Origin of the sequence: Paractinoplanes rhizophilus, from assembly GCF_042664765.1 — a bacterium.
GTDB classification, from domain to species: domain Bacteria; phylum Actinomycetota; class Actinomycetes; order Mycobacteriales; family Micromonosporaceae; genus Actinoplanes; species Actinoplanes rhizophilus.
The window spans coordinates 76,011-98,299 of the sequence record NZ_JBHTBJ010000006.1; the positions used below are offsets into that span (position 1 = coordinate 76,011).

At 71.1% G+C, this 22,289-nt stretch carries 22 protein-coding genes; 9 read left to right on the plus strand and 13 right to left on the minus strand.

Translation table 11 applies throughout. From position 1 onward, the window contains the following. Nucleotides 1–95 precede the first annotated feature (95 nt). The 5 genes from ACFQS1_RS11045 to ACFQS1_RS11065 all read left to right on the plus strand — a co-directional run bounded on the left by ACFQS1_RS11045 (nt 96) and on the right by ACFQS1_RS11065 (nt 3,903). Nucleotides 96–893, plus strand: a complete 798-nt coding sequence (locus tag ACFQS1_RS11045) for an SAM-dependent methyltransferase (protein ID WP_378966576.1) — start codon at nt 96–98, stop codon at nt 891–893. Next, entirely contained in the window at nt 890–1,711 is an 822-nt protein-coding gene (locus ACFQS1_RS11050) for an IclR family transcriptional regulator (RefSeq protein WP_378966578.1), read from the plus strand. Before ACFQS1_RS11045 ends, ACFQS1_RS11050 begins: the two co-directional genes overlap by 4 nt. A gap of 120 nt (nt 1,712–1,831) precedes the next feature. Next, nucleotides 1,832–1,984, plus strand: coding sequence for a hypothetical protein (locus tag ACFQS1_RS11055; protein WP_378966580.1), 153 nt, complete (start codon nt 1,832–1,834; stop codon nt 1,982–1,984). A gap of 33 nt (nt 1,985–2,017) precedes the next feature. Next, nucleotides 2,018–2,872 carry an intradiol ring-cleavage dioxygenase gene (locus ACFQS1_RS11060; protein WP_378967033.1) on the plus strand — a complete coding sequence of 285 codons (855 nt, stop codon included), beginning with the start codon at nt 2,018–2,020 and terminating at the stop codon, nt 2,870–2,872. After that, nucleotides 2,869–3,903, plus strand: a complete 1,035-nt coding sequence (locus tag ACFQS1_RS11065) for a maleylacetate reductase (RefSeq protein ID WP_378966583.1) — start codon at nt 2,869–2,871, stop codon at nt 3,901–3,903. The genes ACFQS1_RS11060 and ACFQS1_RS11065 overlap by 4 nt, the downstream gene beginning before the upstream one ends. Here ACFQS1_RS11065 and ACFQS1_RS11070 read toward each other — a convergent pair. After that, the gene (locus tag ACFQS1_RS11070; protein ID WP_378966585.1) at nt 3,888–4,469 is read right to left on the minus strand and encodes a dihydrofolate reductase family protein; all 582 of its coding nucleotides are present in this window, start codon (nt 4,467–4,469) and stop codon (nt 3,888–3,890) included. The two genes, ACFQS1_RS11065 and ACFQS1_RS11070, sit on opposite strands and share 16 nt — an antisense overlap. Nucleotides 4,470–4,661: 192 nt before the next feature. Between ACFQS1_RS11070 and ACFQS1_RS11075 the strand changes: the two genes are divergently transcribed. Continuing rightward, nucleotides 4,662–5,330 (plus strand): DUF4232 domain-containing protein, encoded by a 669-nt coding sequence (locus ACFQS1_RS11075; RefSeq protein ID WP_378966587.1) that lies wholly within the window; start codon nt 4,662–4,664, stop codon nt 5,328–5,330. Nucleotides 5,331–5,376: 46 nt separating this feature from the next. Here ACFQS1_RS11075 and ACFQS1_RS11080 read toward each other — a convergent pair whose 3' ends face one another. Continuing rightward, nucleotides 5,377–7,038 (minus strand): glycoside hydrolase family 43 protein, encoded by a 1,662-nt coding sequence (locus tag ACFQS1_RS11080; RefSeq protein WP_378966589.1) that lies wholly within the window; start codon nt 7,036–7,038, stop codon nt 5,377–5,379. Between the two features lie 149 nt (nt 7,039–7,187). Beyond that, entirely contained in the window at nt 7,188–8,654 is a 1,467-nt protein-coding gene (locus ACFQS1_RS11085) for a sugar transferase (RefSeq protein WP_378966591.1), read from the minus strand. Nucleotides 8,655–9,000: 346 nt separating this feature from the next. On the opposite strand from ACFQS1_RS11085, the gene ACFQS1_RS11090 reads away from it, so the two are divergent. Beyond that, nucleotides 9,001–10,098 (plus strand): LCP family protein, encoded by a 1,098-nt coding sequence (locus tag ACFQS1_RS11090; protein WP_465263204.1) that lies wholly within the window; start codon nt 9,001–9,003, stop codon nt 10,096–10,098. A gap of 49 nt (nt 10,099–10,147) precedes the next feature. Here ACFQS1_RS11090 and ACFQS1_RS11095 read toward each other — a convergent pair whose 3' ends face one another. From ACFQS1_RS11095 to ACFQS1_RS11115, 5 genes are all read right to left on the minus strand, one after another. Further along, on the minus strand, nt 10,148–10,960 hold the full coding sequence (locus ACFQS1_RS11095) for a class I SAM-dependent methyltransferase (RefSeq protein ID WP_378966593.1): 813 nt from the start codon (nt 10,958–10,960) through the stop codon (nt 10,148–10,150). Nucleotides 10,961–11,028: 68 nt separating this feature from the next. Further along, nucleotides 11,029–12,693, minus strand: coding sequence for a murein biosynthesis integral membrane protein MurJ (gene murJ / locus ACFQS1_RS11100; protein ID WP_378966595.1), 1,665 nt, complete (start codon nt 12,691–12,693; stop codon nt 11,029–11,031). 47 nt (nt 12,694–12,740) lie between these two features. Beyond that, nucleotides 12,741–13,781 carry a glycosyltransferase gene (locus tag ACFQS1_RS11105; RefSeq protein ID WP_378966597.1) on the minus strand — a complete coding sequence of 347 codons (1,041 nt, stop codon included), beginning with the start codon at nt 13,779–13,781 and terminating at the stop codon, nt 12,741–12,743. Next, nucleotides 13,708–15,153: an O-antigen ligase family protein gene (locus tag ACFQS1_RS11110; RefSeq protein ID WP_378966599.1), complete on the minus strand. Its 1,446-nt coding sequence runs from the start codon at nt 15,151–15,153 to the stop codon at nt 13,708–13,710. The genes ACFQS1_RS11105 and ACFQS1_RS11110 overlap by 74 nt, the downstream gene beginning before the upstream one ends. Nucleotides 15,154–15,197: 44 nt before the next feature. Next, entirely contained in the window at nt 15,198–16,418 is a 1,221-nt protein-coding gene (locus ACFQS1_RS11115) for a glycosyltransferase family protein (protein WP_378966601.1), read from the minus strand. 175 nt (nt 16,419–16,593) lie between these two features. Between ACFQS1_RS11115 and ACFQS1_RS11120 the strand changes: the two genes are divergently transcribed. Continuing rightward, nucleotides 16,594–17,451, plus strand: a complete 858-nt coding sequence (locus ACFQS1_RS11120) for a PIG-L deacetylase family protein (protein ID WP_378966603.1) — start codon at nt 16,594–16,596, stop codon at nt 17,449–17,451. Nucleotides 17,452–17,456: 5 nt separating this feature from the next. Here the strand turns inward: ACFQS1_RS11120 and ACFQS1_RS11125 are convergent, their stop codons facing one another. Next, nucleotides 17,457–18,332 (minus strand): hypothetical protein, encoded by an 876-nt coding sequence (locus ACFQS1_RS11125; RefSeq protein ID WP_378966606.1) that lies wholly within the window; start codon nt 18,330–18,332, stop codon nt 17,457–17,459. 112 nt (nt 18,333–18,444) lie between these two features. Between ACFQS1_RS11125 and ACFQS1_RS11130 the strand changes: the two genes are divergently transcribed. Next, nucleotides 18,445–18,582: a hypothetical protein gene (locus tag ACFQS1_RS11130; RefSeq protein ID WP_378966608.1), complete on the plus strand. Its 138-nt coding sequence runs from the start codon at nt 18,445–18,447 to the stop codon at nt 18,580–18,582. A gap of 173 nt (nt 18,583–18,755) precedes the next feature. On the opposite strand, the gene ACFQS1_RS11135 is transcribed toward ACFQS1_RS11130, so the two are convergent. The 4 genes from ACFQS1_RS11135 to ACFQS1_RS11150 form a co-directional block, all read right to left on the minus strand. After that, the gene (locus ACFQS1_RS11135) at nt 18,756–19,886 is read right to left on the minus strand and encodes a glycosyltransferase (RefSeq protein ID WP_378966610.1); all 1,131 of its coding nucleotides are present in this window, start codon (nt 19,884–19,886) and stop codon (nt 18,756–18,758) included. Nucleotides 19,887–20,019: 133 nt separating this feature from the next. Next, nucleotides 20,020–20,460, minus strand: a complete 441-nt coding sequence (locus ACFQS1_RS11140) for a hypothetical protein (protein ID WP_378966613.1) — start codon at nt 20,458–20,460, stop codon at nt 20,020–20,022. A 50-nt stretch (nt 20,461–20,510) separates the two neighbouring features. Then, a complete protein-coding gene (locus tag ACFQS1_RS11145; protein ID WP_378966615.1) occupies nt 20,511–21,200 on the minus strand; it encodes a maleylpyruvate isomerase family mycothiol-dependent enzyme in 690 nt (229 codons plus the stop codon). A gap of 127 nt (nt 21,201–21,327) precedes the next feature. Continuing rightward, nucleotides 21,328–22,104 (minus strand): hypothetical protein, encoded by a 777-nt coding sequence (locus tag ACFQS1_RS11150; RefSeq protein ID WP_378966618.1) that lies wholly within the window; start codon nt 22,102–22,104, stop codon nt 21,328–21,330. Nucleotides 22,105–22,289 lie beyond the last annotated feature (185 nt).

Consider the following 22,289-nt stretch of genomic DNA (forward strand, 5'->3'; position numbering starts at 1 on the left):
TACAATGCGTAGGTCGTCGCCAGTCGCCGACATGTGACGGGTCCTTGGTGGACAAACTCTTGAAGTCGAGCCGCCGGTGACATAGAAAGGGCGCCATGACGACCCCGGATGAGGATCTGTCCTCGCAGCTTCAGCCCGACATCCCGCATGCCGCGCGCATGTGGAACTACTGGATGGGCGGCAAGGACAACTTCGCCGCCGACCGGGCCACCGGGGACGCGGTGGCCCAGATCTATCCCGAGATCGCGCTGATGGCGCGGCACTCCCGGCAGTTCCTCATCCGCGTGGTGCGATACCTCGCCGCCGAGGCCGGCCTCAAACAGTTCCTCGACATCGGCACCGGCCTGCCCACGATGCAGAACACGCACGAGGTCGCCCAGGGCGTCCACCCGGACGCCAAGATCGCCTATGTGGACAACGACCCGATGGTGCTGGTGCACGCCCGGGCGCTGCTGCGAGGCACCACCGGCGAGGGCGCGACGCAGTACGTGCTGTCCGACTACCACGACCCCGAGACGATCCTGACCCGGGCGCGCGAGACGCTCGACTTCGACCAGCCGATCGGGGTCATGTTCATGGGCGTCATGGGCTACGAGCCCGACCTCGCCGTGATCCGCTCCATCGTGAACACGGTCATGGACGCCACCGTGCCGGGCAGCCACCTGGTCTTCTGGGACGGCACCAACACCAGTCCCGAGGTCGTCGCGGGGGCCGAGCGGCTGGCCGAGATGGGCGGCGTGCCGTACATCCTGCGCAGCCCCGACGAGCTGGCCACCGTGTTCGAGGGCACCGAGCTGGTCGATCCGGGCCTCGTGCAGATCACCCAGTGGCGCGCCGAGCCCGGCAAGAAGGAGTACATCGACGCGTACGGGGCGGTCGGCCGCAAACCATGATCGCATCGGGCGACGGCCCGGACCGCCGGGGCGAAGTCCGGTCGGTGGCCCGGGCGCTCGACATCCTGAGCGCGTTCAGCTCGGCCCATCCGCGGCTGACGCTGTCCGAGCTCGCCGAGGCCGTGGGCCTGCCGCGCCCGAGCGTGCGCCGGCTCGCGGTGACGCTGATCGAGCGCGGCTTCCTGCGGCAGGACCCCGACGGGGCGTACCTGTTGGGGGTCCGCCTGCTGGAGCTGGGCAGCCAGGTCTCGGAGAGCTCGGCGATCACCCACCGGGCCGGCGCCGCGGCCGACGAGCTGTCCCGGGTGACCGGCGAGACGGTGCTGATCGCCGAGGTCGACTGGGACTCGCTGTCGCTGCTGATCATCGGCAAGCGCCGGCCGGTGCAGCCGCCGCCCGCCGAGACCTCGCCGGTCGGCCGCCGGTACCCGCTGACCAGCGGCTGCATCGGCAAGGCGGTGCTGTCCGGGCTGACGCCCGAGGGCGCCGCCACCGTCGTGCCCAAGCTGCGGCTGACGCCCCGCACGGCGGCGACCATCGTGGACCCGGCGCGGCTCGCGGCCGACGTGGCGGCCAGCCGTGACCGGGGGTACGCGATCCAGTCCGGCGAGTTCCTCGTGGGCATGGCGGGCGCCGCGGTGCCCGTACACGTCTCCGGCCGGGTCGTCGGCGCCCTCGCCGTGCTCGGCACGGCGCAGCGTTATCCGAGCCCGGCGCTGCACCGCACCGGCCGCCTCGTGCGCAGCGTGCTGGCCCAGCACCGGCTCGCCCAGCACCAGCTCGCCCAGCACCAGCTTGCCCCGCACCGGCCGGTCTGACACAGCGGAGCCGCGCCATCGCGGCTGGTCACCCGTTTCGCCCTGCGGAATCGAGCCTCGTTCCGCCCCGATCCCGCTGGCTAACCTCCGCGAGTTCCAACGTGAGCGGGAGGATTCGCCGTGCGGCAGCGCAACAAACCGGAGATCGGGCAGGACGGCATCGAGTACGAGAAGGACGGCGGCGGCACCACGGCCACCCTCATCGTGGGCGGCCTGATCGTGCTGATGATCGTGGCGCTGGTCGCCCTGCTGTACCTGACCTTCAGCGACTGAGCCCGCCGGGGAACCTAAGCTGAGACCGTGAGCATGTTCTCCGAGCAGCGGTCGGCCGAGGTCGTCGCCGCCAGTTTCGCCGGCACCCCCGATGACCGGCTGCGCACGGTCCTGACCTCGCTGGTCGAGCACCTGCACAGCTTCGTCAAGGACGTCGAGCTGACCGAGGCCGAGTGGGCCACCGCGATCGACTTCCTGACCCGCACCGGGCAGAAGAGCGACGCCAACCGGCAGGAGTTCATCCTGCTCTCCGACGTGCTGGGCGTCTCCATGCTGGTCGAGACCATCAACCACCGCGCCGGGGGTGGGTCGACCGAGTCGACGGTCCTCGGGCCGTTCCACATGGTCGAGTCGCCGCCCCGCGAGCTCGGCGACCCGATCGCGCTCGACGAGAAGGGCACGCCCTGCCTGGTGTCGGGCCAGGTCACCGGCGCGGACGGCGAGCCGCTCGCGGGCGCGGTCGTCGACGTCTGGCAGGCCAACGAGGACGGCTTCTACGACGTGCAGCAGCCCGGGATCCAGCCGCCGGGCAACCTGCGCGGGCTGTTCCGCACCGATGCCGACGGGCGGTACTGGTTCCGGTCGGTGGTGCCGCGGTACTACCCGATCCCGGACGACGGGCCGGTCGGGCAGCTGCTGCGGGCGACCGGCCGCCACCCGTACCGGCCGGCGCACCTGCACTTCATCGTGACCGCGCCCGGCCACCGGTCGGTGACCACGCACGTCTTCGTCGCCGACAGCCCCTACCTCGACTCCGACGCGGTCTTCGGCGTCAAGGAGAGCCTGATCCGCGAGGTCCCCGAGGTCGACGATCCGCAGCGAGCCGCGGCCGCCGGCCTCGACAATCCGTTCCGCGCGCTCACCTTCGACATCCGGCTGCGGCGATGAACTTCGTCTACGAAGCCCTGCCGATGCGGGTCGTGTTCGGCGATGGCGCCCTCTCCCGGGTGCCCGGCGAGATCTCTTTCCTGAGGCTCGAGAACGTCCTCGTGCTCAGCGGGCCCCGCCAGGAAGCGGTCGGCAAGCAGGTCGCCGAGGCGCTCGGCGACCGCTGCGCCGGACTGCTGCCCGAGGCCGCGATGCACGTCCCGGTCGAGGTCGCGAACCGGGCCCGCGAGGTGGCGGCGGAGCTCGGCGCGGACGGCTGCGTCGCGGTGGGCGGCGGGTCGGCCATCGGGCTGGGCAAGGCGGTCGCGCTGACGCACGGCCTGCCGGTGGTGGCGGTGCCGACGACGTACGCGGGCTCGGAGATGACGCCGGTCTGGGGCCTGACCGAGAACGGGGTCAAGCGCACCGGCCGCGATCCCCGGGTGCTGCCGGTCAGCGTGGTCTACGACCCGTCGCTGACCCGGAGCATGCCGGTGGGCCTGGCCGTGACCAGCGGCATCAACGCCGTCGCGCACGCCGCCGAGGGCCGGTACGCCCCGGACGCGTCGCCGATCGTCTCGCTGATGGCCCGCGAGGGCGTCCGCGCGCTGCTGGCGGCGCTGCCCGCGATCGCCGGGCGGCCGGACGACGCCGGCGCCCGGGCCGACGCCCTCTACGGGGCGTGGCTGTGCGGCGCGGTCCTCGGGGCCACCACCATGGGGCTGCACCACAAGCTGTGCCACGCGCTCGGCGGAACGCTCAACCTGCCGCACGCCGAGACCCACACGGTCGTGCTGCCGCACGCGCTCGCCTACAACGGCGCCGCCGAGCCGTCCCCGGCGGAGCTCTGGGAGCTGGAGGGGCGCCTCGGGACGCCCCGGTCGCTGCGCGAGCTGGGCATGGCGGAGGGCGACATCGACCGGATTGCCGATCAGGTGGCGTCGGCCACGTTCCCCAATCCGCGCCCGGTCACCGCGGAGGGCCTACGTGAGCTGCTGCACGCCGCCTGGAGCGGGCGAGAACCGTCTCCGCACGGTCAGCGGCGCACCTGATAGCGCAGGTGCAGCACCCGGTTGCCCCGAATCACCACGTCCGGATCCTCGAGCAGGTGCTGCGCGCGGACCGAGCCGAAGAAGCGCTTGCCGGAGCCGAACACGACGGGCACGACGTCCATGCGCACCTCGTCGACCAGGCCGGCGGCGAGCACCTGGCCCCCGACGTCGCCGGCCGCGACCTCGACCAGGCGGTCACCCGCGAGCTCCTGCGCCTTGGCCACGGCCGCCTCGACACCGTCGACGAAGTGGAACGGCGCCTTGGGGTCCCAGCCGTCGGGCGCCGGCCGGTGCGTCACGACGACCACATGGTCGATCCCGCCGGGAGGCTTGCCGTCCCAGCCGTCGGTCATGTCGAAGACGTGGCGGCCGACGATCGTCGCCCCGATCTGGTCCCAGTACGGCCGGATGTAGTCGTAGGACGTCTGCGACACCCGTACCGCGCCGCTCTCGTCCAACGGCACGTCACCGCCGGACAACCAGTCGAACAGCGGTCCGGGCTGGTCGTTCTCGTCCGCCACGAAGCCGTCCACGGACACCGAGCTGTACATGACCACCTTGCCCACAGGCTCTCCTCCTCCTCCTCTGCTGCAGCGGCGGCTTGGCCGGGAAGTCACGGCGGCTGATCGGCCGCTTCCGCACGGGAGCGATCGTATTTCCTCGCCCGTGCGGCCGACCCGGCCCTGTCCCTGAGGCCGGTGTCCGGGGTTGGTGCGCATGGGGTTTGATGGGTTACTCCGGTCGACAGCAAGGTTCTCATGAAACGTCTCGTGCATCTGCTGGCCGCCGCCACTGTGCTGCTGGCCGCCGCCTGTTCCCACGACGACCCGTCGGCGTCCGCCGGCAGCCAGGGCAAGTGGGTGGCTCCGTCCGGCGCCGCGAGCGAGCCGGCGGCCCCGTCCGGCCGCACCAGCGCACCACCGGCCGGCCAGCCGGGCGGCGCCGGGGTGACGGATCCCGGCGCGACGGGCACGAAGCCGAGGGCGACGAAGACCGCGAGCCGCTGCCGTACGGCCGACCTCAAGGCGTCGACCGGCGCCGTCGAGTCCAACGCCGGCCTGCTGTACGTGAACCTGGTCTTCACGAACAAGTCGGCCAAGCCGTGCTCGCTCGCCGGATACCCCGCGGTCGCGTGGGTGGCCGCCAAGACCGGCGAGGCGATCGACCAGTCGTTCGCGCCGAGCCCCTCCGAGGCGCCGCCGCCCACAGTGACCATCGCGCCCAAGAAGTCGGCGCACGCGACGCTCGCCTACCACCACCCGGGCGAGGTCGACCCGGCCACCTGCAAGTCGGTGGCGGTGAAGGGCTACACCGTGACCCCGCCGCACGAGACGTCGTCGATCTTCGTGAAGGGCGCGACGACGGCCTGCTCGTCGACCGGCGTCAACACCGGCCGGATCCTGGCGATCGCGACGGGTTCGAGGTAGTTAATGCCCGGGCCGGGCGCGCCCCGCCCAGCCCGGACACCCCTCTTCACCCAGAGGTCTTGTAGGTGGCGCGGTCGAAGTCGGCGTAACCGCCCTCGGCGCCCAGATCCTGCACCCAGAGTCCCACGAACGCGCCGGTGAAGCCCCAGACTTCCGGCTCGCCCGCGACGACCTCGGCCGCGTACTCGTCGGAGAGCGTGGTCGCGTCGAATGTCGGACCGAGATCCTGCCACTGCGGCTGGGCGGCGTCCGGGTCGGTCGCGTACGCGAAGGTCAGCGCCTCGCCGGCGAGCCTCGTCCGCAGGCCCAGCCGCCGGATGCCGCTGACGTCCACCCGCGCGTCGGGCACCACCCGCACCTTGCCGCTGTCGCAGGCCAGCAGCCCGAGCGCCGGGGTGCCGTCGTCCTCGGCGGTCACGTTCAGGAAGTACCAGTTCTTGGTGTTGTAGTACGCGGTGATTCCGGCAAGTTGCCGATAGTTGCGCGGCGCGAATTCGAGCACCGCGTCGAACTCGCACGCGCGGGCCACGACCCGGCGTGCCACCAGGCTGGGCCGGTGCCGGGTCATCGGCGACTGGCCGCCGGTGATGCGCAGGAACGAGGGCCGGCTGGTCAGGTCGACCCAGTCGGGGGTGGCCGGGCGGCGCAGGGTCGACCAGTTGACCCCTAGCGCCGGGGCGTCGAAGTCGTCGCATTCCTGCTGCTCGGAGGAGATCGGGCGCTCGGGCGGCACGGTGACGCCGAGCGGGGCCGCCACGGTGTCGGCCGGGATGCCGCCGGCGATGCGCGGCCAGCCCTGTTCGGTCCAGGTCACCTCCTGGATCGCCGACTCGCGGCCGAGCACGCAGCGGCCCAGCGGCGAGTACGGCCGGCCGACGAGGTGCGCGAGATACCACTGCCCGGCCGGCGTCTCCACGAGGCTGCCGTGCCCGGCCTTCTGCAGGGTGAGATCGGGCCGGCCGGCCGAGGTGAGCAGCGGGCCCGCCGGATCCGCCTCGTACGGCCCCAGGATGTCGCGCGAGCGGGCCACCGTGACCTGATGTTCCCAGCTGGTGCCGCCCTCGGCGGTGACCAGGTAGTACCAGCCGTCCTTGCGGTAGAGGTTGGGCGCCTCGGTCAGCTCGGCCGCGGTGCCCTTGAAGATCATGTGCTCGTCGCCGGTCAGCTTCCGGGCCGCGCGGTCGTACCGCTGGATGGAGATGCCGGCGAACCGGTTGTGGCCCGGACGGGCGTCGGCGACCATCGACAGCATCCAGGTCGAGCCGTCCTCGTCGTGGAAGAGCGAGGCGTCGAAGCCGCGGCCGTGCAGCACCACGGGGTCGGACCACGGCCCGTCGATGCGGGGGGCGGTCACCAGGTAGTTCTGCGGATCCCAGTACCCGCCCGCGAACGTGGCGACGTCGGTGTAGAGCAGGTGGAACTCGCCGTGGGCGTAGGTGAGGCTGGGCGCCCAGACGCCGCCCGAGTCACCGGCGCCGGTCAGGTCGAGCAGGCGCTTCTCGCCGAGCGCGCCGCCGAGCGGCTCCCAGTCGACCAGGTTGGTGGAGTGGTGCAGGCGCACGCCCGGATACCACTCGAAGGTCGAGGTGGCGATGTAGTAATCCGAGCCCACTCGCACGATCGAGGGGTCAGGATGGAAGCCGGTCAACACCGGGTTCTGGATCGCGCGGCCGGTCAGGGTCGCGGTCGTGGCCTCGGTGCTCGTCATCGGCATACCCCATCAAGTCACGGACCGTAAGTTCCGTGACTCTACCGCAAGTTGCGGACGTTCGGAGTAGGGATTTTCGAAGGTGGCGTACTTCCGCCGTCTCCGACGGCCAAATGGTGAGATTCCGCTCAGCGAGGGACGCCCCGGCCTTATCGGCCGCGGCCCCGGAACACTTCCCCGGCCGTACGCAAAATGACCTTGACGTCCAGCCAGAGCGACCAGTTCTCGATGTAGTAGTTGTCGAACCGCGCCCGATCGGAGATCGGGGTGTCGCCGCGCAGTCCGCTCACCTGGGCCAGGCCGGTGAGGCCCACCGGCACCCGGTGCCGCATCGCGTACTCCGGGAAGTCCACCGAGAAGCGGTCGACGAAGTACGGCCGCTCGGGCCGCGGCCCCACCACCGTCATGTCCCCGCGCAGGATGTTCCACAGCTGGGGCAGCTCGTCCACCGACGTGCGCCGGATGAGCCGGCCGAACGGGCCGACCCGCGGGTCGTGCCCGATGGTCCAGGTGGTCTGCGACTCGGCCTCGTCGGCCGGGCGCATCGACCGGAACTTCAGCACGTCGAACGGCTTGCCGTAGCGGCCGATCCGCTGCTGGCGGAAGATGACGCCCGGCCCGCACTCGATGCGGGCGCCGATCGCCGCGATCAGCATGATCGGGCTGAGCAGGATCAGCGCGATCGACGCGAAGACGATGTCGGTGGTGCGCTTGACCGCCCACTTGGGGCCGGAGAGCGTGGGCCGGCGCAGCGGCACCACCGGGATCGCGCCGATGTGGTCGGGCGAGCCGGTCGAGCCGGGGAACTCGCGCAGCCGCGGCACCATCCACAGGTCGGTGCGGGCCAGGCCGGGCGCCCGCACGGCGCGCAGCAGCCGGCTCTCCGGGCAGTCGATGTCGGCGATGATGACCACGTCGCACTCGGTGCAGCGGACCAGCTCCTCGAGCTGCTCGGGCTCGCCGATCAGCGGCTTCGTCTCGCGCGTGTCGTGCGCGGTCTGCGGCACGTCGACGAAGCCGGCGAAGCGCAGGCCGTACTGCGGGTAGCGGCGCAGCAGCCGGGCGAGCTCGACGGCGATCGGGCCGCCGCCCACGATGATGGCGCTGTGCTCCACCCAGCGCTTGCGCCGGGCCAGCAGCACGGCGAACCGGCTCAGCGCGCGGGCCGGCAGGATCAGCGCCGCCGAGATCGCGGCCAGCCGCAAGAAGCCGTCGACGTAATTGATCGAGCCGTGCCGGGCGGCCGCCACGATCGCGACCGCGGCCGTGGCGGCCAGGAAGCGGAAGTAGAGCTGGGGAAGCTCGTCCAGCACGCTCAGGTGGCGGCGCGCGCGATACAGGCCGCCGATCGAGAACGCGAAGACGGTCAGCAGAGCGACCGTGATCGTGCCCTTCCAGTACTGCTGGCTCCAGGTGATCGGGGCGAGCAGCGCGGCCAGATCGGCCGGGAGCGCCAGCATCCAGGCGCGCAGCGGGCGCGTGCGGCTGGCCCGTGCCGACGGCACATAGGGAAGGACGACGGTGGAACGCGAATTGTCTTCGAAGATCAGCCGCTCGGTCGGTGACTTCTCCGGGCTGCGTCGTTGCGCGGGCACCATCACCGGGTCCAGCGGCAACTCGCCGCTGGGTGCCCACCAATCGAACGTCTCGCCGTCCGGTGTCTCACCGCGAGTTGGCGGACCCGGTACCTTTGAACCGGCCTGCACCATCAGCTTCCCCCGTGTTGCGATAACGGCTCATGTAGCCACAATCGAGGCGGAATGTTAAAGGTTGCTCTCGGTCCGCACCACCCGGCCCGGGGCTTCCGGTACCCTTCGCTGCATTTCACAACAATGTCTGCTGCGCGGGCATTGAGAAGTTTGCAGCGCATCGGTCACACGCGATCATCACAACCTCAGGTACAGCCAGCTCAGGCCGAAGGTGGGGCGGTGCGGGTTTGCAACCATCAGTACGATCTCTCGCATGCCGACCCCTCAGCCGACCTACGACCGCGACGCCACCGCAGTGATCGGCTTCGACAACCAGGACAACCTCCCCGGTGAGAAGCCGAAGCGCAAGCGCAACAAGAAGAAGATCATCCTGATCTGCGTGCTCGTGCCGCTGATCCTGGTCGGTGCCGGTGTCATCGCCGGCGGTCTCTACCTGCGCCACGTCGAGGGCAAGGTGGACCGGGTGGACGCGTTCACCCAGATCCCCGAGGCCAACCGCCCGCAGAAGGACGCGGCGGCCGGCAAGGCGATCAACTTCCTGTTGCTGGGCAGCGACACCCGCGATCCCGACAACCTGGGTGGCTCCCGCAGCGACACGATCATCATCATGCACCTGAACAAGGACCAGTCCGCTGCGCAGCTCATCTCGATCCCGCGCGACACCTGGACCTACATCCCCAAGTCGGCCAACGGGCAGCACGGCGACACCAACTCCAAGATCAATGCATCGTACGCCTGGGGCGGCATCCCACTGGTGGTGCAGACGGTCGAGACCTACACCGGAGTGCGCATCGACCACGTGGCGCTGGTCGACTTCGCCGGCTTCAAGGAGATCGTCGATGCGCTCGGCGGCGTCGACATCGACGTCGAGACCTCGTTCACGTCGACGCACTCGCTGAGCGGCGCGGGCGGCAAGCGCCATTTCGACGCCGGTCCGCAGACGATGGACGGCGCCGCCGCCCTCGACTACGCCCGCGAGCGGTACTCGTTCAAGGACGGCGACTTCGCCCGCATCCGCCACCAGCAGCAGGTGATCAAGGCCATCCTCGACAAGGCCTCCTCCGGCGGCACGCTGTCCAGCCCGGCCAAGATCAACGGGTTCCTCCAGGCCACGACCGACACGGTCAGCGTCGACAAGAGCCTCAACCTGCTGTCGATGGCCACCCAGCTGCGCCACCTGCGCAGCGGCAACCTGAACTTCTATACCAGCCCCAGCAAGGGCACCGGCATGATCGGCAACCAGAGCGTGGTCCTGCCGGACAAGACCAAGACCAAGGCCCTGTTCGACGCGGTCCGCCGGGACGACACCGCCACCATCGAGAAGCTCGGCACCGAGTCGAAGTCGAAGTGATCTCCCGCGGTTGAGTCGCCTCCGTCCCGCGGGCCCTCGGGCGGGCCGGCTACGGCTGGTACTGGACGAGCACCTGGAACTCGCTCGTCAGGTCGATGGGCAGCGGGCCGCCGGCCCGGCTCCACCCGCGGTTCCACCGGGCCTTGGCTCGCACCGCTGCCGTCGACCGGGAGTCGCCCAACGCCACGCAGCGCTCCTTGACGCCCCACGCCCCGAAGGTGGGTGAGCGGAAACCGCGACTGGCCAGCAGAGCAGTCAGCGAGTCGCGGGTGAACATGGAGATGTGGTCCTGGCGCTCGAAGTTGATGGTGCGCCCTCGCAGGGAGAGCGTCCGCGCCAGCATCGACTGGAAGCGCCAGTTGGGCGTGGTGAGGAAGAGCCAGCCGCCCGGCCGTAACGCCGCTCGCACCTCGTCGAGAAAGGCACGCGGGTCGGGGGTGTGGCCGATCACGCACCACATGGTGACCACGTCGGCCGGCGCCATTCCCGCCAGCGAGGTATGCACCCGGTCCGCCCCGATCCGGTCGCGTGCCTTGGCGCAGGCCACCTCGGAGAGCTCGACGTTGTGCGAGTCGAATCCCGCCCGGATGGCCAGTTCGCTGAAGTAGCCGATGCCGCCGCCGACGTCGTAGATGGTCGTGCCGTCCGGCACCCGGCTGGCGATCTCCTTGAGCACGGCGTTGAAGAGGGCGTCCTGCGTGTCGGCCCAGACGTGGTTGACGGCGTCGTCGTCACGCCCCTCCCAGTAGCCATCGAGTTTGCCCGAGGCCCGCAGGCGGGCGAAGCCGCACGTGCATTGGGCGAAGGTGGCTTGGCCGACGGCCCGGTCGAAGGTCGTCTTCCCGCAAACAAGGCAGTTCATCGCCGCTCCCCGTCCTCATCCTCGCGCGAATGGCCGCGCATCCGTCTCGCTGATGCTCGACGGCTCGTTCAGCTTGCGCCGCGGCGATGCCGGCCGGACCCGGGCCGGGCGGGCAGTCCTTCGTCGTCCGGCAGCACGTCCACGAACGTCGGTGCCTCGTCGAGCGGCTCCGCGGGTGGCGTCTCGCCGGCCGGCATCGCCACCGTCCCGGTCTCCCCGGCCGGCGACGCCTTCTGGTCGCGCTTGGCGATCCGGGACCAGAGACCGGTCACGAAGGCGGCACGAAGGCTCGGCACGAGCATCACGTAGCCCAGCCAGACGAGGCCGATGAGGGCACACGACCCGGCCAGCCGCACCAGCCCGTCGCCGGCCAGCAGCCATCCGGCCGCGGTCGCACCGGCGATTCCGGGCGCCAGCAGCACCAGCAGGCCCAGGCTGTGCCGCACGATCTTCAGCGACACGGCCGCGCCGACGAACATCACGACGCCCCCGACGGCCGAGGCGAGGCCAAGCGTGAACGGTCCCGTGTATCGCCACATCACCAGGTTGACGGTGGCGGCGATACCGAACGACAGACCGTTGGCGACCGCGGCCCTCCGGTTGTGGCCGCGCGCGTTGAGCACCTTCACCAGGGTGTGGCCGAGCACGTTCGCCCAGATGCCCAGCGAGAAGCCGAGCAGCATGATCGACGTCACGTCGACGGCGCGCTGGTCGAACTCGCCGCGGGCGTACAAGACCGTGATGATGCCCCGGCTGTTGACGCCGAGCGCGATCGACAGCGGCACGGTGACCAGCAGGATCGGCCCGAGCATGCGCCGCAGGCCGTCGTGGACCTCGTGCGTCCGCATCCGGGCGAACGCGGCAAGGCCGGCGAGGCCCAGAGGCGCCGCGATCAGCGCCATCAACGAGTCGACGACGAACCGGGAGTACTCGGTCGCGGCGACCACCTCGACGCCGAGCAGCGAGCCGACGGCCCGCTCGACGCTGATGGACCCCTGCAGCAGCACCGGGATGAGTAGCAGCGGACGCAGCCGGCGCCAGAACATCCCCAGCACAATCTTGTAGTGCGAGCGCTCGATCCGGGAGAGCCGTCGCGCCGGCTCCGGTCCGTCGAGGTACTGCTTCTTGCGGAGCCAGTACACGCCGAAGCACCACAGCAGGAAGTACGGCGTGGTGAAGCCCCAGGCGAGCAGCACCGCGTCGCCGGTCAGGTAGGCGACGACCGTCGCCGAGATCAGCCCGACGCTCTGGAACGACGCCCGCAGGTTGATCAGGCGTACGTCGTCCCGTTCCAGCGCGACCAGATTGTCGAGGCTGTACAACAGCAGGAACGGCATGCCCAGGGCCGCGACCGCCAGCATCGACGAGGCCAGCGCCGCGGTGGAGTGGTCGAGGCCCGGAGCGAGCAGGTCGATCCAGAAGCCCCGGGCCAGCTGCAGAGCGATCAGGAGGGCCACGGACAACCCGACGAACAACGTGCGGACCGACCGGTAGAGCGCCAATGCCATCGCCGGGTTGTCCTGCCGGTACTGGACGTACAGCGGAAGGAAGCCGGCCGAGAGCGCGTCGGCGGTGAAGAAGTTGAGCGGCACCATGGTGCCGGTGAGCGCCACCCGGTTGGCGCCCACCGCGCGTCCCGCACCGAACAGGGCGGCCAGCAGGACCTCGCGGACGACGCCGAGGACCTTGCCGGCGATGCCGCCGAGCAACAGCCGGAAGAAGGTGCTAGCCATGACGCTCCGCCGCGCGGAGGACCGTCCCCGAGGTCAACCTTTTCACGTCAGATCAGGTCCTGATACAGCGACTCGAGCTTCGCCGTCTGGGTCCGCAGGTCGTACCGGTGCTCCACCATCGCCCGTCCGGCGACGCCGAGGCGCTCGCCCAGAGCGGGGTCGCCGAGCACCGCGAGCAGCCGCTCAGCCAGCGCGGCGGGATCACGCTCCGGCACCAGATATCCATTGACGCCGTCCACGACCGCCTCGGGGATGCCGCCGTGATCGGTGCCGATCACCGGCCGGCCCGAGGCCGCCGCCTCCAGCAGGACCAGGCCCAGGCCCTCCTGGGCGCCGCTGGACGCCGTCGCGCTCGGCAGGCACAGCACTTGCGCGGCGCCGATCTCGGCCAGTACCTCGGCGTGCGGCAGCGCGCCGAGGAACCGCACGGCACTGGCGATACCCAGCTCGGTCGCGAGCGCGCCGAGCTGTGCCCGCAGCGGACCGTCGCCCACAATGATCAGCTCAGCCGCGGGCAGCGCCCGGCGTACGGTGGCGAACGCCCGTAACAGATCGGCGGTGCCCTTGACCTCGACCAGGCGGGCGACGTGCACGATCCGGGGGCGCTCGGCGAACGGCAGCCGTTTGATGACGTCGGTGTCGACGCCGATCGGCAGCACCACGGTGCGCTCGGCCGGATAACCCCACTCGACCGCGCGACGCCGGATGTACTCGGAGACGCACACGAACGCCGCGCCGGTCTCGAAGAGCGAGGCCCGCCAGGTGACGTAGTTGATCCAGGACGGTTTCTTCGACGCGATCAGCTGCTTCTTGGTGATGGTCACGTCGAAGCCGTGCAGCGTGGTCACCAACGGCACGCCTAGCGCCTTCGCGGTCGGCGCGATGTAGACGCCCTCGACGCCGAAGTGGGCCTGCAGAACGGTCACCTCCCGCTCGGCCAGCGCCCGCACCAGGTGATCCGACCGGCGGGTCAGTAGGTACGTGGTGGTGGCGCGCTTGCCGAACTCGGACAGGCTAAGGGTGTCGAGGTTGGCCGGGGCCTTGGTGACCGCGTCCCGTGCGATGAACAGCGGGCGGAACGTGCTCATCGCCAGCGCCTGGTTCGGGATGAACGTCTCGGACGGCTGGAACAATTGATGTCTCACGACTCCAGATATCGGCGTCTTCGACACGTCCCGGCTCCTGTCGCAGCGGGTGGAACAGAAAACAGAGGAGCAGCGCGAGGGCGGGGATGAGGTGGATCTCCCCGAACACATCGGTGTTCTCGCCCATCGCCTGGACCATCACCCAGACAAACGCCGCGCCCGCCCACGCCACGAAGAGCGGATCCCGCCCGAACGACTTGACGACGAGCCTCAGCAGTAGCCAGAAGATCAGCACGGTCAGCGCCAGCCCGATCAGGCCGGTCGAGGCCCACGCGGCGAGCAGGATGTTGTGCGGCGGGAAGTTCGGGTTGTAGATGCCGTTCTCGGCGGCGTACGAGGCGAACCCCTCCTGCCACCCGCCCCAGCCGAGGCCGAGCACCGGATGGTCGGCGAACGCCTCGGCGGCGAAGCCCCAGATCTCGGTCCGCTCTCCGACGGCCACCCGGACGGCGGCGGCGAAGGCGCCACCGGAGACCGCGAGCAGCACGACCGCCGCGACCGAGGCGGCGCCGGCACCGATCAGCAGGTACCGGCGCAAGGCCGGTCTCAGCTTCGGCCAGAAGTACGCGGCCAGCGCGGCGAGCGGCAGCACGATCGAGAACATCCGTCCCGACTTGGAGCCGGTGAACCAGATGCCGGTCAGTGCGACAAAGCCCGCCACCAGCAGGAACCGCCGCCGCGTTATCGACCAGACGGCGAAGGCGGCCATCGCGCTGACGCCCAGGAACAGCCCGGCGACGTTCGCGTTGACGAACACGCCGCCCGATTTGGTTGGGTCCAGCACGTTGTTACGGTTGACGTCGAAGAGTCCCTCGACGGTGTTCTGGCCCGCGAAGACCCCGGCGATCGAGTGGAGATACCCGTCCTCCACCCCCGGGAAGACGCGGAACAGCACCACCAGCAGCGCCTCGAGCATGACCAGCGGCCAATAGGCGAACTGGACCTGCCACAGCAGGCCCGGCTCCTCGCCCGCGGCGCCGTACACCAGCACCAGCGTGATGATGAACTGGGCGAGCAGGACCATCGGCAGCCGGCCGGACCCCACGTCGGGCGACCAGAAGATCGCGAGGAAGCGGATCGCGAGGAGCCCGAACACGCTGTACATCAGCGCGGTGCGCAGCAGCCGCCGGACGCCCGGGTTACCCCACGTCCGGATCGCCACCGTGGGTGCCAGCAGAACGGCGGCGATGGTCGACAGCGGGATGTCGATGGTGCCGCTGGGCAGCGGATAGATCTGGGGCACCGCGAGCGCGAAGACCACCAGCACGCCGACCCGAAGCGGAAGTCCGCCGACGACGGCGAGGAGACGGTTCATGATCGAGCGGCTTTCCGCCGCCGGCCGCCCGGCCGACCCGGTCGTCATCGAACCGGCAGCTGCGCGAGCTCGGTCGCCAGAAGCTCGCGCAGCACCTGACCGCGCTCACCCCAGCCGTGCCGGCCGGCGCTGTCGATCCGATCGGCGATCACGTCGCCGGTGACGGGCGCCAGCATCCGGGAGAGGTGGTGGAGCAGGTCGGCGCCCTCGGCCGCGACCACGTGCGGGTTGGTCTGCGCGAGAGCCCGGACCGAGGGCAGCGGAGTGCTCAGCACCGCGAGCCCGGACGAGAGGTACTCGAAGCATTTGAGCGGGCTGACGCCCGTCGTGTACTCGTTGATCGCGTACGGGATGAGGCCGATCGCGCAGGTGCCGGCGGCCGCGGCGAGCTCTTGGGGGGTGAGCAGGCCCAGATAGCGGGCGCCCAGCGCCTCGAGTTGCTGGAGCTCGGCGGTGAAGCTTCCGCCCCCGGCGGCCAGCGGGCCGGCGAGGAGTAGTTCGCCGCGTCCGCGCAGGGCCTTGGCCACGGACACGAGCAGCGGCATGTCGAGTTTCGCCATCGTGAGATTGCCCGAGAAGATCACCGACGGGCGGCGCTCCGCGGCCGGGCGGCTTGCCTCGGCGAACACAGACACGTCGGCCACGTTCTGCAGCAGCTCGACCCGGGGGAAGCCGGTTCCGGCGAGGTGCTCGCGCACGGCCTGGCTGGTGGCGATGGCGACGACGCCGGGGCGGGCCGCGAGGTTCCGCTCGCCCTGGCCGACGGCGACGCCGTCGATGCCCGGGAACTTCGCCAGCAGGTCGACGCAGTGGTAGATCACGACGTCGGCGGCGTCTTCCAGGCCATAGGTCACCGGCGTGAACGTCCAGAGGACCCGCGGACGGCCGCTCTCCAGCCAGGACGCGGTGGAGCGGCGCAGGAGCGTGCGGTTCAGCAGGCGGGTGGGCGCGCGGTGCACGGGCACGACGATCGGGGAGACGATGCGCGTGTGGTCGGGCCGGGCCCGTCCGGGAGCGCCCGATCCGTCGGCGGGCGCCCCGGACGCGAATGCCCGGCGGCCCCGCGCCGCCATCCGGGCCACGTCGGCGCGTCGCAGGGTCGGTCGCCGGAGGCCGAGGGATTCGACGAACGTCACCTCGGCCACCGCGGCAAGCTCGCGGGTCACGTAGTGCTGGTTGGTGGCAATCGCCGAATCCCACTCCGCCGTGCCGAGAATCAGCACATCGGTCGCGGAGTCAGGCTCGTTGCCTGCCTCGTCCAGCATTAGCTCCATCCCCAGTGAATTGCCGGCCCCCGAGCCGACGAGCGGCATCATGCTACGCGAACGCCCTTCACGAACCAACACCCCTGGGGCCGTGTGGGGTTGACCGCCTTTGTGAGGCTCGTGCAATGTGCGTGCGCCATGATTGGCGCCGAATCACGGATCCATGGAGGAATCGATGCCGAGTCGTCGGACGGTGCTCGCCGCCGCTGCTGTTGTCGTCGAGTCCGCGATAAGTGGATGTACGACGCAGCAAAGCAGCCCGGCGGGGCCGACCTGGCTCGCGTCCAGCACTCCCAGCACGCCCGCCACGCACACCGGGCCCGACCGCCCATGGGTCGTGATAGTGCCGCACCCCGACGACGAGACCCTCGGGGCGGGCGTGCTGATCGCCAACCGGGTCGGCGTCGGCCGGGAGGTGCACATCCTGCTGCTGACCCGGGGCATGGGCAGCGTCGCTCGGCTGGAGCTCAACGGCACCCGCTCGTCGCGCTGGTGGGGTGTGGCGCACAACCCGGCCGTCGAGGGCTATACGCCGCTCACCCCGGAGGCGTTCGGCCAGGCCCGCCGCGACGAGCTGACCACCGCCGTCCGCGCGCTCGACGGTGGCCGGGTGCACGAGGCCGGGCTGGCCGATGGAGGGGTCGAGATCGGCCAGGTGAAGGACGCTCTCACCGCCCTTGTCGCGTCGATCGGGCCGGGCGTGGGTGTGTTCGCGCCGAGCTACGTGGTCGACGACAATCCGGACCACCGCGCGGCCGGGCAGGCGGTGCGTGAGCTGGCCGCCGAGCAGCCGGCGTTGTTCGGCGAGGTCGGCTGGTACATCCTGCCGCGATACTGGTCCGACCCCCGTCTCGAGCAGGTCGACCACTACCCGGTCGCGCCGATGAACGGCCAGGTCAAGAACCGCGTCCGCAACGCGTGCCGCGCCTACGCCGCATGGCATCCGCCGGCCTCGTACGCGATCGGCTACCACTCGGTCGACGACATGTTCTCCCTGGTCGACACCAATCCGCGGGCAAAGCTGCACAGGTAGGCCGCTCACCCGTGCCGCTGCCAGATGTTGCGCAGCGGCTCCCAGCTCTCGTGGAGTCCCTCGGCGCCCCAGGCTGCCTCGATCCGGGCGGCCACCAGCGGGGCGCCGTCCCGGTCCCACCAGATGCCGGCGAACGTCTTCGAGTTCGCCTTGGCGGGTTTGAACGCGTACTCGACGTAGTTGCCGTTGATGCCGGGCAACCCGGCCTGGCGGGTCGGCGTCGCCGCGCCGGGCGCCAGTTGCAGCGCGTTGGTGTTCTGCTCCTTGCGGGTCACGAACTCCTGGTCGCGGTCTCCCGGCGTCTGGAACTCGACGAAGAAGATCGTCATATCGCCGAGCTCGCAGGTGACCCGGGTCACCTCATTCCTCGGCGGCCTGGGCGCGTAGGGGTCGCTGCTGTTGACACACCTCGACATGTACGGCAGCCACGGCTCGGCCAGCGCCGCCAGGTCACCGTTGAACTTCACCCGGTTCAACTCGGCCTGCGCCGCCTCGTACGGCGGCAGGGCGGTGCTGACCGGGCTCGGCGACCCGGTCGCGTCGGCGCTGGGCTTCCCGTCGTCGCCGAACATGAGGTCGCCGACGAAGTATCCGGCGGGCGCCAGGATCATCAGGCCCGCGAGCAGACCGACGAGCAGGCCGGGCAGGAACCGGCTGGGGCTGGGCGCCGTCGGCTCGATCCGCGGGCGCCAGGACGGCGCCATGCCCATGTCGTCGCCGGTGGCCTGCTGCCGCGGCCACTGGCCGGCGGGCTCGGCCGCGGGGGAGGCCGGGGCGGTCCACGACGCCGGTCCGGCTCCGGACTGCGGGCTCGGACCGGGCTGGGCGCTCACCGGCTGGTACGACGTCCAATCCTGCTGCGGCGTCGCATAGTGCGCCACCTGTGGCTGACTGTATTGCTCCGCCTGTGGCGGACCGTAGTAAGCCGGCTGTCCGCTCATGGGCTGGGCCGGCTGTCCGCTCACGGGCTGTCCGCTCACGGGCTGTCCGCTCATGGGCTGGGCCGGCTGGCTGCTCACCGGTGCCTGCGCCGGCCACGTGGTGGGCGCGGGCGATCCCGGCTCGGCCGCCCAGGCCACCGTCGCGTTCGGGGCCGGCTGGTGCGGCGGCTGGTCCTGCGCGCCGCCTTGACGCGGAATCTCGGCACCCCCGTGCCCCCACGGATCGGAATGTGGTTCCTGCGCGGGACTGTTCGATTCGTTGCTCACGAGCACGCAGGTTAGCTCACCCCCGACACCGCAGTTGTCCCGCAGATCGACGTGGTATGAAAATACCGACCACGGCAGGGGCGGCGCCGACTTGGCTCAGGCGATCGCCCATTCGATCCAGCGGGTCATCCGGTCGGCGAAGTGGTCGGACGAGAAGTTGCGGGCGTGCTGCTGGATGCGCTGCGGCGACAGCTCGCCGAGCCGGCGCAGCGCGGCCGCGTACGGCGCGGGCTCCCGCGAGTCGACCAGCAAGCCGGTCTCGCCGTCGATCACCGTCTCGAGCAGGCCGCCCCGGCGCAGGCCGAGCACCGGGGTGCCGCACGCCTGGGCCTCGACCGGGATGATGCCGAAGTCCTCGTGGGCCGGGAACAGCAGCGCGCGAGCCCCCCAATACAGCTGGCGCAGGCGCTCGCGCGGCGGGCGTACCTCGAAATGGACCGGCACTTGCGCCGCGGCAGCGAGCTGCCGCAGGCGCTCCTCCTCCGGCCCGGAGCCGGCTATGACCAGCGGCAGGCCGGCGGCGTCGGCGATCTCGATGATCAGATCAAATTTCTTGTACGGGATCCAGCGCCCCACGCCGAGCAGGTAGTCGCGCGACTGGTGCCGGTGCGGGTCCGGCGCGGCCGCGAAGTAGTCCACGTCGACCGGCGGGTTGACGACCTCGGCGTCGCGGTTCCAGAACCGCTTGATGCGACCCTGGACCTCGCGGGAGTTCGCCGCGTACGCGTGCACGTGCCGGCTCAGCCGGATGTCCGCCTTCTGCAGCATCCGCCGGGGCACCCGCAGCGCCGGGTGCGACCCGCGGCCGTCGAAGTCGGGGCTCCACACGTAGCGGGCGGGGGAGTGGATGTAGCTCAGGTGCCGGGTCTCGGCCGGGTCGCCCAGCTTGACGGTGTGCGCGAACGCGTGGCTCGACGAGATCACCACGTCGTACGTCTCGCTGGTCAGCGTGCGCCAGACCAGCGGCATCGCGGGCAGCGCGAGCGCCTTGCTCCGGGTGAGCGGGGTGCGGGACAGCCACGACTGGCTCAGCCGCAGGCGGCCGGTGTCGACCCCCTCGTCGGCCCAGAGCACGAGGCGCTCGGCGTGCGGCAGCAGGTCGGCGATGGCCAGGAACACTGTCTCGGAGCCGCCGGTCGCGCCGAACCACTCGTGGACCATCGCCACCGTGCGGCCGGACAGCAGCGGCAGACCGGGTACGCGGGCCGTGGACTCGAACAGCGTCACGGCAAATCACCCGTGTGCGGGCATCCCCCGTGGATTGTCACTTTTCCCCCGTGCGGTGACATGCGAGGCGGGTTGACCGTCCTCGATCAGCGCGACCAACTTAGTCGGCCCCGTCGCGGGGGTGTCAACCGCCTCAGACCGGCTCGACCCGGATCCGCACGGTGAGCACCCGCGCCCGTACGCCGTCGTCCGATTCGTCGGTGACGAGGGTGAGCGTCGCCCGGCGGGCGGAGCCCACCGGCGTGTGCCGCCCCACCAGCAGGTGACCCTGCCGGGTGACCCGGGCCTCGCGCAGCGGGCCGCACAACGGCTCCCACGCCTCGGCCGGGACCGTCCCCGGATCGGTGAGCTCCAGCACCGCTATGCCGGTGCCGTGCCCGGCCGGCCACCAATCGAGGCTGTCCAGCCACCGAAACCTGGTCGGCCGCACCGGGGCCAGCTCGCCCTCCAATGTGCCCACCGTGCCGATCCGGCTCGCGTCGTCGGCGCACAGCGCCTCGAGCAGCTCGGCCCACTCGTCGTCCCAGTTCGTCACGGCTTCCTCCCGGCGCGCCGTCCGCGCGACGTTGTGCATGGCACACGCTAACGCGGGGGCTTCGCCGGGGTCGATGTCGGAAATCTTGCTTACAGCCACGGCGCCAGCGGTGGCGCCGGCGTGCTCAGGCCGCCGGCCCCGCGGCCCGCGAGGTACCCGGCGATCCCCGCCACCGTCCCGCTCACCTCGGATTTCGTGCCCCCGGCGACCGTCCACCGCAGGTCCCGGTCGGTGGCGACGAGCTCGAGCCCCTCGCCCGCCCGCTTGGCCACGATCTCCTCGATGAGCGACTCGAGGAAGTCGCCCGGCAGGTCGTCGAAGGTGACCGCCGCGTTCAGGTCGACCGCGTGCACCATCACCTCGCGGGCCCGCATCCAGGGGATCTCCTCGCCGGTGACCGCGCGTCCCTGCCGGGTGCGGATCGGCTGCTGCCACTGCTGCTCGGTGAGGCCGGCGAGCGACGCGTCGAGCGCCACCGCGGTCTCGACCACCCGGTCCCGCAGCTCGGGCACCGGCAGCGCCGACTGGCTCTCGATGTCGGCGTCGCGCTGCTCGGGGGAGGAGTACATCGGCGTCTCGACACCCGTGCGGGCCCAGGTGGCCAGGTTCATCAAAGCCTCGGCGTTGAGCGCCACGTGCGCGGCCAGATGCTTGCCGCTCCACCCCGGCAGCGCGCAGTCCTCGGCCAGCCTGCTGTCGGGCAGCGCGTCCAGCGCCCCGAGCAGCAGGGTCGTGCCCTCCGCCATCCACCGCAGGCTCTCGGCCCGGCTCCTGCCCACGATTCCTCCACGGGTAGCTCGTCCCGGGCTCCAGCCCAGCACATCGGCGCGGACGCGAAAAGGGGGTCGACCGCGCTTCGAGACCCGATCGGCTCGTCGCGCGGTCTGCCCCGGCGCCGGCCGGCGGCTACATCGCGCGGTCGAGCTTGCGGATCGCGGTGACGGCGACGCGATAGAGCTCGCGCTCGTCGGCGCGCGAACCGTTGACCTGCACCAGGGTCACCGACACGCCGCGGCGGGCGACCGAGATCAGGATGCCCCGGATGTCCATGGCCATCGGGCCCATCGGGCCGGCCGGGCGCACGCGGAAGCGGATGGCCGACGAGGCGTCGCCGAGGCGGGGCACCCGGACCGGCGCCAGTTGCAGACCGGAAACCGGCGACGAGCCGGCGGCGTGCTGGAACGACTTGCACAGCCGGGGCGCGGCGGCGATGCCGGCGACGATGGCCCGGGCCGTCCGGGGGCCGGTCAGGGTGAGGGTCTCGAAGAGCATCGGGCCGGGGATGCCCCGGATGAAGGCCGCCTGCGCGGTGGCTCCGGCGCCATGGGAGCTGATCTTGTGGTCGCAGATGTTCGTGTCGGTGCTCAGCCCGGCGATCGTGCCGGTGTAGCCGCTCATCGTGGGCGCGTACCCGCGCGGCAGGTCGCCCGGCGTGAGCAGCGCCTCCCGCAACCGTGGCAGCCCGGGCCGCAGGCCGGTGGCGCCGGGCCGCAGGCCGGTGGCGCCGGGCCGCAGGCCGGTGGCGCCGGTGCCGGGCGTGGCCTCCAGGAACCGCCCGGCGGACGCGTCGGCGGTGAGCCGGTGGGGGAGGGCGGCGCCGGCCGGGGCCGCGGGCGCCACGAGCGCCAGACCCGAGATCAGGGCGGCAGCGACTTTAACCGTCTTGTACTGAAATGTAGGCATTGCTTACGCTAACCCGGCTTCCGGCCGGGCCGAGGGAGGCCGCCCCGGCGACGCACGCCCGGGTGACCGGCGCCGGACCAGAAAAACCGGCAAGAAAGAGGCCCGGACCTGTCGCCCGGTCCGGGCCTCTTGCTGCCTCCCCTCTCGTCACGGAGAAGTTGGCGACGGCACCCCACACGGGGGGT

Bases quoted from the DNA above. Each gene is read 5' to 3' on its own strand.
- ACFQS1_RS11115 (WP_378966601.1), bottom strand. From the start codon at position 16,418: ATGCTGGACGAGGCAGGCAACGAGCCTGACTCCGCGACCGATGTGCTG.
- ACFQS1_RS11140 (WP_378966613.1), bottom strand. From the start codon at position 20,460: ATGCACAACGTCGCGCGGACGGCGCGCCGGGAGGAAGCCGTGACGAAC.
- ACFQS1_RS11120 (WP_378966603.1), top strand. From the start codon at position 16,594: ATGCCGAGTCGTCGGACGGTGCTCGCCGCCGCTGCTGTTGTCGTCGAG.
- ACFQS1_RS11080 (WP_378966589.1), bottom strand. From the start codon at position 7,038: ATGACGAGCACCGAGGCCACGACCGCGACCCTGACCGGCCGCGCGATC.
- ACFQS1_RS11130 (WP_378966608.1), top strand. From the start codon at position 18,445: ATGGGCTGGGCCGGCTGGCTGCTCACCGGTGCCTGCGCCGGCCACGTG.
- ACFQS1_RS11050 (WP_378966578.1), top strand. From the start codon at position 890: ATGATCGCATCGGGCGACGGCCCGGACCGCCGGGGCGAAGTCCGGTCG.
- ACFQS1_RS11045 (WP_378966576.1), top strand. From the start codon at position 96: ATGACGACCCCGGATGAGGATCTGTCCTCGCAGCTTCAGCCCGACATC.
- ACFQS1_RS11105 (WP_378966597.1), bottom strand. From the start codon at position 13,781: ATGAGCACGTTCCGCCCGCTGTTCATCGCACGGGACGCGGTCACCAAG.
- ACFQS1_RS11095 (WP_378966593.1), bottom strand. From the start codon at position 10,960: ATGAACTGCCTTGTTTGCGGGAAGACGACCTTCGACCGGGCCGTCGGC.
- ACFQS1_RS11065 (WP_378966583.1), top strand. From the start codon at position 2,869: ATGAACTTCGTCTACGAAGCCCTGCCGATGCGGGTCGTGTTCGGCGAT.
- ACFQS1_RS11075 (WP_378966587.1), top strand. From the start codon at position 4,662: ATGAAACGTCTCGTGCATCTGCTGGCCGCCGCCACTGTGCTGCTGGCC.
- ACFQS1_RS11110 (WP_378966599.1), bottom strand. From the start codon at position 15,153: ATGAACCGTCTCCTCGCCGTCGTCGGCGGACTTCCGCTTCGGGTCGGC.
- ACFQS1_RS11150 (WP_378966618.1), bottom strand. From the start codon at position 22,104: ATGCCTACATTTCAGTACAAGACGGTTAAAGTCGCTGCCGCCCTGATC.
- ACFQS1_RS11060 (WP_378967033.1), top strand. From the start codon at position 2,018: ATGTTCTCCGAGCAGCGGTCGGCCGAGGTCGTCGCCGCCAGTTTCGCC.
- ACFQS1_RS11090 (WP_465263204.1), top strand. From the start codon at position 9,001: ATGCCGACCCCTCAGCCGACCTACGACCGCGACGCCACCGCAGTGATC.
- murJ (WP_378966595.1), bottom strand. From the start codon at position 12,693: ATGGCTAGCACCTTCTTCCGGCTGTTGCTCGGCGGCATCGCCGGCAAG.